Source organism: Lysobacter sp. A289 (assembly GCF_054072675.1).
On record NZ_JBSVRN010000001.1, the window covers coordinates 18,662 to 29,704 of the forward strand.

The 11,043-nt window shown below is 63.6% G+C and carries 9 protein-coding genes; 8 read left to right on the plus strand and 1 reads right to left on the minus strand.

Annotated elements, in window-relative coordinates:
* The first annotated feature begins 56 nt into the window (after positions 1 to 56).
* The 3 genes from ACW5DN_RS00105 to ACW5DN_RS00115 all read left to right on the plus strand — a co-directional run bounded on the left by ACW5DN_RS00105 (position 57) and on the right by ACW5DN_RS00115 (position 2,897).
* Positions 57 to 1,010, plus strand: a complete 954-nt coding sequence (locus ACW5DN_RS00105) for a nucleoside hydrolase (protein WP_456960744.1) — start codon at positions 57 to 59, stop codon at positions 1,008 to 1,010.
* 81 nt (positions 1,011 to 1,091) lie between these two features.
* Positions 1,092 to 1,352: a type B 50S ribosomal protein L31 gene (locus ACW5DN_RS00110; protein ID WP_456960745.1), complete on the plus strand. Its 261-nt coding sequence runs from the start codon at positions 1,092 to 1,094 to the stop codon at positions 1,350 to 1,352.
* Between the two features lie 243 nt (positions 1,353 to 1,595).
* Positions 1,596 to 2,897, plus strand: coding sequence for a citrate synthase (locus tag ACW5DN_RS00115; protein ID WP_456960746.1), 1,302 nt, complete (start codon positions 1,596 to 1,598; stop codon positions 2,895 to 2,897).
* A gap of 154 nt (positions 2,898 to 3,051) precedes the next feature.
* On the opposite strand, the gene ACW5DN_RS00120 is transcribed toward ACW5DN_RS00115, so the two are convergent.
* Positions 3,052 to 5,583 carry a penicillin-binding protein 1A gene (locus ACW5DN_RS00120; protein WP_456960747.1) on the minus strand — a complete coding sequence of 844 codons (2,532 nt, stop codon included), beginning with the start codon at positions 5,581 to 5,583 and terminating at the stop codon, positions 3,052 to 3,054.
* Positions 5,584 to 5,809: 226 nt separating this feature from the next.
* On the opposite strand from ACW5DN_RS00120, the gene ACW5DN_RS00125 reads away from it, so the two are divergent.
* The 5 genes from ACW5DN_RS00125 to ACW5DN_RS00145 are packed head-to-tail and all read left to right on the plus strand — an operon-like array spanning position 5,810 to position 11,030.
* On the plus strand, positions 5,810 to 6,868 hold the full coding sequence (locus ACW5DN_RS00125; RefSeq protein ID WP_456960748.1) for a pilus assembly protein PilM: 1,059 nt from the start codon (positions 5,810 to 5,812) through the stop codon (positions 6,866 to 6,868).
* Positions 6,868 to 7,710 carry a PilN domain-containing protein gene (locus ACW5DN_RS00130; RefSeq protein ID WP_456960749.1) on the plus strand — a complete coding sequence of 281 codons (843 nt, stop codon included), beginning with the start codon at positions 6,868 to 6,870 and terminating at the stop codon, positions 7,708 to 7,710. The genes ACW5DN_RS00125 and ACW5DN_RS00130 overlap by 1 nt, the downstream gene beginning before the upstream one ends.
* Positions 7,707 to 8,372: a type 4a pilus biogenesis protein PilO gene (locus ACW5DN_RS00135; protein WP_456960750.1), complete on the plus strand. Its 666-nt coding sequence runs from the start codon at positions 7,707 to 7,709 to the stop codon at positions 8,370 to 8,372. The genes ACW5DN_RS00130 and ACW5DN_RS00135 overlap by 4 nt, the downstream gene beginning before the upstream one ends.
* Position 8,373: 1 nt before the next feature.
* Entirely contained in the window at positions 8,374 to 8,928 is a 555-nt protein-coding gene (locus ACW5DN_RS00140; RefSeq protein ID WP_456960751.1) for a pilus assembly protein PilP, read from the plus strand.
* A gap of 17 nt (positions 8,929 to 8,945) precedes the next feature.
* The gene (locus ACW5DN_RS00145) at positions 8,946 to 11,030 is read left to right on the plus strand and encodes a type IV pilus secretin PilQ (RefSeq protein ID WP_456960752.1); all 2,085 of its coding nucleotides are present in this window, start codon (positions 8,946 to 8,948) and stop codon (positions 11,028 to 11,030) included.
* Positions 11,031 to 11,043 lie beyond the last annotated feature (13 nt).

The window sequence follows — 11,043 nt, forward strand, 5'->3', positions numbered from 1 at the left end:
CTCGGGTAGCGTCCAACGCCTGCGACATCCCAATGCCCAAGGACGATAATCACCTGATGACTGATCATTCGACGACTGAACCCCGAATCCCGCTGCTGATCGATACCGACCCCGGTGTCGACGATGCGCTCGCGCTGCTGATGGCCTTCAACGACCCTCGCCACGAGGTGGTCGGGCTGAGCATTGCCGCCGGTAATGTCGGCCTGTCCCACACCGTCGCCAATGCACTGAAACTGTGCGAGGTGGTCGGGGCGGATGTACCGGTATTCGCCGGCTGTGCATCGCCGCTGCTGCATCCCGCCGACGATGCCGCGCACGTGCATGGGCAGGATGGCTTTGGTGACGCGGGACTGGCGCCGCCGACGGGTCGCATGGAAACCGAACATGCGGCGCTGGCGATCCTGCGGCTTTCACATCAATACGCAGGGCGCTTGCTGCTGGTGGCGCTGGGGCCGCTGACCAATCTCGCTCTGGCGCTCAAGCTCGACCCCAGCTTGCCGGACCGGATTGATCGGCTGGTGGTGATGGGCGGGGCAGTGACCGGGCACGGCAACATGACCGCCGTGGCCGAGTTCAACATCGGGTTTGATCCGGAAGCCGCGCACGTGGTCATGTCGGCATTCGACCGCTTTGAGTTGGTGGACTGGGAAGCGACCATCGCCCACGGCCTGCATCACGATGACGTGGTGACCTGGCTGGGGGCCGACAGTGAGGCGGCGCGCTTCTTCGAGGCGATCTCGCGCCAGACCCGGGAATGGTCGATCGACCGGCGCGGTGACAAATGGTTGGCGGCCGATGCCCTGGCGATGGCGCATGCCTTGCAGCCGCAGGGCGCCCTGTCGCAGCTGGCACGCCCGGTGGCTATCGAGCTGGATGGCCGCCACACCCGTGGCGCGACGGTGGTGGATTGGCTGCAGATGAGCGGCGCGCCCGACAATGCCTCGATCCTGATGCAGTACGACCAGCGCCGATTCGAGCAACAGGTCCAGTCGGCATTGGCCGCCCGCTAAAAGGTTGTCCATCGTACTTGCACAGCCTTGGGCAGGGCCGCTATACTTACCCGCTTCCTTCCGCATAATTGGTGAGTGCCAATGAAAGCCGGCATCCATCCCGAATACCGTCAGGTCGTGTTCCAGGACGTGACCAGCGATTTCCAGTTCCTGACCCGCTCGACCCTTGCCGATTCCAAGATGGGCAGCAAGGAGTCGATCAAGTGGGAAGACGGCAACGAGTATCCGTTGATCAAGGTCGACATCTCGTCGGCCTCGCACCCGTTCTATACGGGCAAGCACAAGATCATGGATACCGGTGGTCGCGTGGACAAGTTCCGCAAGCGTTACGCCCAGAAGTAATTCTCGGCGGCGCACGGCGCTGTATCCGGGTTATCAACAACGGCTGCCAAAAGGCGGCCGTTGTCGTGTCTGGGAGCCTGGTTGCCACACCATTGCAACACTGCGTCGCCGCCCGCGGACATCCGCGCGCCGGCCATGCGGTACAGCATTGTGTGATAATTGGACGTTCGCGGCGTGGCCGCGATCCTTTGTCCCCCTTCCCGTTCGCGCATCGCGCGAATGCGTAGACAAGAGGAGTGTTTCGTGTCCGAGTCACCGTCAGGCCTGAGCCAGGCCATCCTGTCCGTCGGCGATAGCCGCGTCGAGCTTCCGGTGCAGCAGCCCACATTGGGCGCACCCTGCATTGACATCGGCAAATTGCCCAAGGGTACCGGCTGCTACACCTACGACCCCGGCTTTACCGCCACCGCCAGCTGCAAATCCGCCATTACCTACATCGATGGCGAGAAGGGAGTGCTGCTGTACCGCGGCTACCCGATCGAGCAACTGGCCGAGAACTCCAACTTCCTGGAAGTCGCCTACCTGCTGATCAACGGCGAGCTGCCCAGCAAGCCGGAGTTTGCCGCGTTCGAGAGCGACGTCACCCATCACACGATGATGCACGAGGCGTTCAAGGGCTTCCTGGGCGGGTTCCGCCATGACGCGCACCCGATGGCGATGCTGGTGGGCATGCTCGGCTCGATGGCCAGTTTCTACCACAACGACCTGGACCTGGAGGATCCGCAACAGCGCCGCCTGGCTGCGATCCGCCTGATGGCCAAGGTGCCGACGATCGCCGCCGCCTGTTACCGGCATTCCATCGGCTGGCCGCTGCGCTATCCGCGCAACAACCTCGATTACACCACCCGCTTCCTGCACATGCTGTACGAGGTGCCCAGCGAGCCGCTGGAGCTCAACCCGATCGCGGCCAAGGCGATGGACCTGTTGTTCATCCTGCATGCCGACCATGAGCAGAATGCCTCGACTTCCACCGTGCGTCTGGTGGGGTCGACCGGTGCCAACCCATATGCGTGCCTTGCCGCCGGCGTTGCCGCGTTGTGGGGGCCAGCCCACGGTGGTGCCAACGAAGCCGTGCTCGGCATGCTCAACGAGATCGGCCGTCCGGAGAACGTGCAGTCGGCGATCGACAAGGCCAAGGACAAGGAGTCGGGCTTCCGCCTGATGGGCTTCGGCCACCGCGTCTACAAGAACTACGATCCGCGCGCGGCGCTGGTGCGCAAGATGACCCACGAGGTCCTGGGCCAGTTGGGGGTCAACGACCCGTTGCTTGAGGTTGCCCTGAAGCTGGAAGAGGCGGCGCTGAAGGACGATTACTTCGTGGAGCGCAAGCTCTACCCGAACGTCGACTTCTACTCCGGCATCATCTACAAGGCGCTCGGCATCCCGGTGGAGATGTTCACCGTGATGTTCGCTATCGCGCGCACCGCCGGTTGGGTGGCCCATTGGCTGGAGCAGCAGGACGATCCGGAAAACAAGATCGGTCGTCCGCGCCAGATCTATACCGGCGCGGTAAACCGCGATTACCTCGGCATGGAACAGCGCTGAGGCCAGGCTCCGGGTTGGCACCTGCAACCGCAGGCGCCGGTTCTGCCTTGACGCAACAAGTTGATGCAGCAATTTGATGCAACCAGAAACGCCCCGCATTTGCGGGGCGTTTCTGGTTTGTGACATGAGGCCGCGATTAGGTCGTCGGCGCTGCTCAGAAGATATCGAAGGTCTCTTCGGTCATGTCGGCCCTGTCTACATTTTCATAGGCGGCGTGGCTCTGCATCCGTTCCAGGTCCTCGGTCTTGATCCACTCACTGATCCCGCCACTGCCGGCGGGCAGCAGGTTGCCGTTGGCCGCCACGGAGACCTCGACCATGCCGTCGGGCGGCGTGTTGGTGGCCACCGGACGATCCTCCAGTGCGACCCGCATGTAATCGATCCAGATCGGCAGTGCCGCCCGGCCACCGTACTCGCCGCGACCCAGTGACTGGAAGTTGTCGCGACCCACCCACACCGTGGTGGCCAGCTTGCCGCCGAAACCCGAGAACCAGGCGTCGCGGTGCTCATTGGTCGAGCCGGTCTTGCCGCCCACATCCTCGCGCCCAAGCACCTTGGCACGGACGCCGGTGCCGCGTTGGACCACGTCGCGCATCATTGACACCATCTGGTAGGCGATACGCTCGTCAATCGCGCGTGGCGCTACCACCAGGTCGGCGGGTGGCTCTATCGGGGTCGTGTCGGCGTTGGCCTTGTCATCCGGCTCGGGCGCCGCCGGGGCGGTCGCGACCGGTGCCGGACCGAGGTTGAAACCTCCCACCGTGATCCGGTTGCTTGCCGATGTCGCGTTTTCAGATGGCCGATTGCAGTAGCGGCAGGCCGTGGCCGGATTTTCCTCGAAAATCACGATGCTGTCGCGATCCTTGACCGTCTGGATGAACCACGGGTCGACCCGTGAGCCGCCGTTGGCAAAGACCGCGTAACCACGGGCGATCGACAGTGGCGTCAACGAAGCGGTGCCCAGCGACATCGACAGGTTGGGCGGCAGGCTTGATTCCTCGAAGCCGAAATGACTGATGTACTTGCGTGCGTAATCAATGCCGATGGCGTCCAGCAGGCGTACCGACACCAGGTTGCGGGAACGCACCAGGGCTTCGCGCAGGCGCATCGGCCCCAGGAACCTGCCGTCGTCATTCTGTGGCCGCCACACGTGGTCGCGGCGATCCTTGAACACCACCGGTGCGTCTAGCACGATCGAGGCCGGGGTGAAGCCGCGCTCCAGGGCGGCGGAGTACAGGAAGGGCTTGAAGCTCGAACCAGGCTGGCGCCGGGCCTGGGTAGCGCGGTTGAACTTGCTGCCGGCAAAACTGAAGCCGCCGGCCAGCGCACGCAGGGCTCCGGTGTCGGCTTCCAACGACACCAGTGCCGATTGGGCGCGCGGGATCTGGGTCAACCCGTACCGTGGCGCGGCGGGCGTCGCCGGTTGCGCTCCGGTGTCATCGGCATCGTTGTCCGTGTTGGCGACCGGTGTGTCGGTGCGGTGTACTCGTACCAGATCGCCACGCTTCAGCAGGCTGCCCGGGCTGCGACCGCCCCAGCCATCCTTGGCCCCCAGCTCGACCTGCCGGCCGCTGGGCAGTACCACGGTGGCGGTGCTGCCTTCGGTGGTGAGCACGATGGCCGGCAACATGTCCGATTGGGTCGCGATCGGGCGCAGGCGTGCGCGAACGCTGTCTGCGTCCTCATCGGCCGCCAGGTCGAAATGCTGCTCCGCCCCGTGCCAGCCGTGGCGCTGGTCATAGGCGACCAGCCCTTCGCGCACCGCTTGATTGGCCGCGTGTTGCAGTCTCGGATCGATCGTGGTTGTGACGTGGTAACCCTTGGTCAGCGCTTCGGCGCCGTAACGGGCGATCATTTCCCGGCGCACCATCTCCGAGACGTACGGCGCATACATCTGGATGGGTGGTTCATGCGCCGTGGCGTGCATGGGGACGGACTGGGATCGCGCCATCTGCGCTTCATCGATGAACCCCAGGTCGGCCATGCGTAGCAGGATGTAATCGCGACGTATGCGTGCGCGCTCGGGATTGGCCAGCGGGTTGCCGCTGGACGGGAACTTGGGGGTGCCGGCCAGCGATGCGGTCTCGTCCAGATCCAGCTCGTCCAGCTTCTTGCCGTAGTAGAACTCCGCAGCCGCAGCGATGCCGTAGGCGCGATTGCCGAAAAAGATCTTGTTGAGATACAGCTCGAAAATCTCGTCCTTGCTGAGCTCGCGTTCCATCCGCCATGCCAGCATCATCTCGGCAATCTTGCGGGTATAGCTGTACTCGGAGCTCAGGAAAAACTGGCGGGCGACCTGTTGGGTAATGGTCGATCCACCTGGTACGCGTTTGTCGTCGGTGGTGGCCAACAGCCAGATCGCACGCCCCACACCTTTGTAGTCGACGCCGTGGTGCTCGTAGAAGCGGTTGTCCTCGATGGCGATGAAGGCCTGTTTCACGGTCTCGGGCACATCGTCGATGTCGATCGGATAACGACGGGTCTCGCCGAATACCGACATCAGCTGTCCGTCGCGTGCGTAGATGGACATGGGCTCCTGCAACTCGACGTCATGCAGGCTTTGCACGTCGGGCAACGTCGGCGCGATCAGGTAGTAAAGCGCGCCCAGGGCGATAACGCCGACCACTGCCAAGGCGGCAACGGTGAGAAGAGCCCAGCGCAGGACACGACGGAAGCGAGGTGACATCAAGGAGTTCCGGAACGCAGTCATCAAGGTGGTGAAGTATATGATGGCGTCTGGATCGGTATCCGGCTTACCATGGCGCCGGCGCCGCATAGCGTCAGAAAGGGGCACTGGTGGGCAATTAGCGGGTAAGGTGGTTGCGGCTTTGTGAAAAGTCCGTTATCTAAGACGGGGCACACGAAGCTCGCGCAAGCGGGCCAGTGGTTGCAAGGGGCAAGGGGAGATAACAGTGGGCGTGATCAGCAAGAGCCAGCCGGCGCTCGTCGGTGTGGATATCAGTTCGACCGCAGTCAAGCTCCTGCAGCTTTCGCGGGCGGGCAACCGCTACCGCGTTGAGCACTACGCAGTGGAGCCGCTGCCACCCAATGCGGTGGTGGAAAAAAACATCGTCGAGCCTGAAGCCGTGGGCGAGGCGATCAAGCGTGCCGTCGCGCGCTCGGGAACCCGGGCCAAACATGCAGCTGCGGCAGTCTCCGGTTCCGCCGTCATCACCAAGGTGATTCCGATGGCGGCCGAGCTTGAGGGCGATGACCTGGAGGCGCAGGTAGAACTGGAAGCGGTCAACTACGTCCCGTATCCGATCGAGGAGGTAAACCTCGATTTCGAAGTGCTCGGGCTGGTTCCCGGCAGCACCGAGTCGGTGCAGATATTGCTGGCCGCCTCCCGCTCCGAGAACGTCGAGATCCGCGTCTCGGCGCTGGAGATGGGCGGGCTGATTCCGAAAGTGATGGACGTGGAAGCCTTCGCGATCGAGAACGCGTTCGGCTTGATTGTCGACCAGTTGAACGTGCCGAAGGACGGGTTGGTGGCATTGATCGACTCGGGCGCGACGATGACCACGCTCAACGTGTTGCGCAATGGTCGCAGCCTGTATGGGCGCGAGCAGGTGTTCGGCGGCAAGCAGCTGACCGACGAGATCATGCGCCGCTACAGCCTGAGCTACGAGGAAGCCGGCCTGGCCAAGCGCCAGGGTGGATTGCCGGAGACCTACGAAGCCGAAGTGCTGGAGCCGTTCAAGGAAGCCATGGCGCAGCAGGTCAGCCGGTTGCTGCAGTTCTTCTACGCCGGCAGCGAGTTCAACCGGGTCGACCAGATCGTGATCGCCGGAGGTTGCGCCGCGATCCCGGGCATCGCCCAGATGGTCGAAGAGCAGCTTGGCGTGCCAACCATGATCGCCAATCCGCTGGCCCACATGACATTGGGGTCGCGAGTGCAGGCACATGCATTGGCCCAGGACGCGCCGGCACTGATGATTGCCTGCGGACTGGCCTTGAGGAGCTTTGACTGATGGCCCGGATCAACCTTCTTCCGTGGCGCGCCGAGCGCCGCAAGCAGCGCCAGAAAGACGCGATGTTGATGCTGGCGCTGTCGGCGCTGGCGGCGGTGGTGCTGTCGTTCCTGATCGTGGGTTACCACAACGCCCAGATCGATGGCCAAACCGAACGCAACAGCTTCCTGAAAGCGCGCATCGCCGAGGTCGACAAGAAGATCACCGAGATCGACGAGCTCGACCGGCAGAAGTCGAAGCTGCTCGCACGCAAGGACGTGATCGAGAAGCTGCAGGCCAATCGCTCGCAGATGGTGCATTTGTTCGATTCGCTGGTGCGCACGATACCCGACGGGGTCATCCTGACGGCAATCAAGCAGGACGACGAGACCTTGAGCCTGGAGGGCCGCTCGCAGTCCAGTGCCCGCGTCAGTACCTATATGCGCAACCTGGAAGGTTCCAGCTGGATGACGCAGCCGGAGTTGTCGATCATCGAGGCGAAGGGCTTCGAGAAGGGCCTGCCGTACGAATTCAAGTTGCAGGTCAAGATGGCGAACCCGAACGCACCCACCGATGAAGATGGCGATGGCGTGCCCGATTCAGCGGTTGAGGACGTGGCTGTCGAGGACGCGGCTGCGGCGATGCCGGAGGCCGCGGCGGCCAGCCCCGATGCCGGGACTGCGCCCGCAACCGGTGCTGCAGATGACGCTGTCGGCTCCGAGGCCGAATCGGCGGTTGCCGGCGATGCCGATACGACGGTCGTCGATACCGCGCCCGCCGACATTCCGACCGCCGATGACGCAGCGGCCGACCCGGCTGCAGGCGACGCCGCCGTTGCCCCCGCACCAGGAGCCGCCTCGTGAGCCAGAAGATCAATATCCGGGAGTTGGACTTCCAGAACATCGGCGGATGGCCGCAGCGGGCCAGGGTTGGCTTGTGCGTAATCATCGGCCTGCTCATCGTCGGCTTGTCATGGTGGGTGTTCGTGCGCGACCAGCGCGAGCAACTCGCGGGCCTGGAACGCACCGAAACCGAACTGCGCGACGAGTTCGCCGAGAAGCAGGGACGAGCCTCCAACCTCGAGCCGCTCAAGCTGCAACTGGCGCAGATGGAGCAGCAACTGCAACAGATGCTGCGCCAGTTGCCGAGCAAGACCGAGATGCCCGACCTGATCGTCGACATCTCGCAGACCGCGCTCGCCACCGGTATCCGCAATGAGCTGTTCCAACCAGGCCCCGAGCAGCTGAAGGAGTTCTACGCCGAGAAGCCAATCGCGTTGCGCATGGTCGGCAGCTACCACCAGTTTGGCGGATTCGTCAGCGGGGTCGCCTCGCTGCCACGGGTGGTCATCATGACCATGCACGATATTTCTCTGAAGCCCCGCGGTGACGACAAGGGCGCCGGGATCACGGCCAACGCGCCACTCGAGCTCGCCGGCACGGTAAAGACCTATCGCTATCTGGACGAGGACGAAGTGGCCGAGCAGGCGCAACAGGATCAAGCGGCAAAGAAGGGAGGGTCCTGACATGCATAACCTGACCGTTCACCGCGCAGTGCTGGTAGCCCGGGTGCTGGGGGTCGCATTGCTGGCAACGGCCGTGGTCGGCTGCACGCGGGGGGTGACCAGCAGCTACGACCAGGCGCCGAACCTGGAGGAATTTGTGGCCGAGGTACAGGCACGCCCTGCGCCGCCCCTGGATCCGTTGCCGGTGATGCAGCAATTCGAAACCTTCGAGTACGCCGCCCACGGCCTGCGTGATCCGTTCAGCAACGCATTCACCGATCGCGACGGCAACAACGGTCCGCGTCCGGATTCAGGTCGGCGCAAGCAGGTGCTGGAGCAGTTTCCGCTGGACAGCCTCGACATGGTCGGCACGCTGGGCCAGGGCGGCAACATCGTGGCGTTGGTGATGGCGCCCGACAAAGTCACCTACCGGGTGAGCCCGGGCATGTACGTAGGACAGAGCGACGGTCGGGTGACCGGCGTGTTCGAAGACCGCATCGAGTTGGTGGAACTGGTGCCGGACGGTGCGGGGGGTTGGCTGGAACGCGCGGCCTCTGTCGCTTTGGAAGATCAATGAGAATTGGGGATAGCACGATGACCGTATTCAAAGCCACACGATCGCGGCGTACGCAGCGCCCCCTGTTGTTTCGCAGTGCCGGTTTCGGACTGCTGCTGGGGGGGATTGCGGCCTTCACCGCCGTGCACGCGGGGACGCCGCACGCCGGCATGGCCGCGTCGGCCGTGGTCGCGCCAGCGGCTCCGACAACCAGCCTGGACCCTGCCAAGCAATTGCCGGGTGCGATCGCGGTGTCCAACATCGACTTCAAGCGCGGTGATGGTGGCTCCGGGCAATTGATCCTCAGCTTCACCGGCACCGGTGCGACACCGGACTTGCGCAACCAGGGGTCCCAGGTCGTCATCAATGTCGCCAACGCGTCGTTGCCGGCATCCCTGCAACGCCCGCTCAACGTATCCGACTTCGCGACCCCGGTGGATCATATCGAGGCGCGTAGCAGCAACAGCGGCACCACCCTGGTGCTGGAGACGTCGGGTGCCTACGAGTCGATGGCGTACCAGACCGGCAACGACTACATCGTCGAAATCGTGCCGCGCGCGGCCGTCGCGAAGTCCGCGCCGAAGGGCGATGACCAATCCAGTGCCGCGATGGGTGCCACCAGCGCGACCACCAGCGACACCCGCAAGTACGCCGGGCGCCCGGTGACCTTCAACTTCCAGGACGTGCCGGTACGCACCGTGCTGCAGTTGATCGCCGAGGAGTCCAACCTCAACCTGGTGGCTTCCGATACGGTCCAGGGCAACGTGACCCTGCGTTTGATCAACGTGCCATGGGACCAGGCGCTGGACATCGTGCTGCGAGCCAAGGGCCTGGACAAGCGTCGCAGCGGTAGCGTCGTCTGGGTGGCCCCGCAGGCCGAACTGGCCAAGTACGAGCAGGACAAGGCTGACGCCCGCATTGCGATGTCCAACCGGACCGAGCTGGTCACCGAGTACATCCAGATCAACTACCACAACGCCGAGCAGATCTTCAAGATGCTGACCGAGGCCAAGGGCATCGGCGGCTCGGGTGCCGGTGGTGGCGGTGGTCAGGGTGGCCAGATCGATACCGGCTTCCTGTCCTCGCGTGGGCGCGTGATTGCCGACTCGCGCACCAACACCTTGATGGTCAGCGATACCCCGGACAAGGTCGAGGCGATGAAGATCCTCATCCGCGAGATCGACCGTCCGGTTGACCAGGTCGTGATCGAGGCGCGGGTGGTCATCGCCACCGAAAGCTTCATGCGCGAGTTGGGTGCGAAGTTCGGCATCAGCGGAAGCAAGGACAACGCCTACTTCAGCGGGGACATAGAAACAAATGCTGAGAACCGCACCGATGATGTCACCAACAACATCGCCAATCGCAACGCGATTTACCAGAACAACCAGGCCAATGCGAATGCCATCCGCGACTGGCAGATGGAGAACGCGGAGCGTGCGCTGGAGGGCCTGGCTGGGCTGCCTGCGCCTGTTCCGACCCTGCCGCAGCTTATTGCCGGCACGATCACGCAAGGCCTGATGAGCAACCTGGGCGTGAATCCAGCCGGAGCGGTGGCGCTGTCGATCCTCAATGCCGGCTACCTGCTGGATATCGAGTTGTCGGCGATGCAGACCCAGGGGCGTGGCGAGGTCATCTCCAATCCCCGTATCGTCACCAGCAATCAGCGCGAAGCGATTATCCGCCAGGGTCAGGAAGTCGGTTACGTGACCATCCAGCCGGCCACCGCCGGCGGCGTCGCCACCCCGAGCGTGCAGTTCAAGGACGTCGTGCTGGAGATGAAGGTCACCCCGACCATCACCAATGACGGCCGGGTGTTCCTGAATCTCAACGTCAAGAAGGACGAGATCGAACGCTTCATCCCGACCGGTATTGGCGACGTTCCGCTGATCAGTACCCGCGAGGTCAATACCGCGGTGCTGGTCGAAGATGGCCAGACCGTGGTGGTGGGCGGCGTGTACGAGTTCCGTGACCGCGAAGATGCCAGCAAGGTACCGTTCCTGGCCGACATCCCCTTCCTGGGCAATCTGTTCAAGAAGAAGGGTCGCACCAAGGAAAAGGCCGAGCTGTTGATCTTCGTGACCCCCAAGGTGCTCGAGGTTTCCCAGCGCAACCATCGCGACTGAAGCGGGTTGCCAG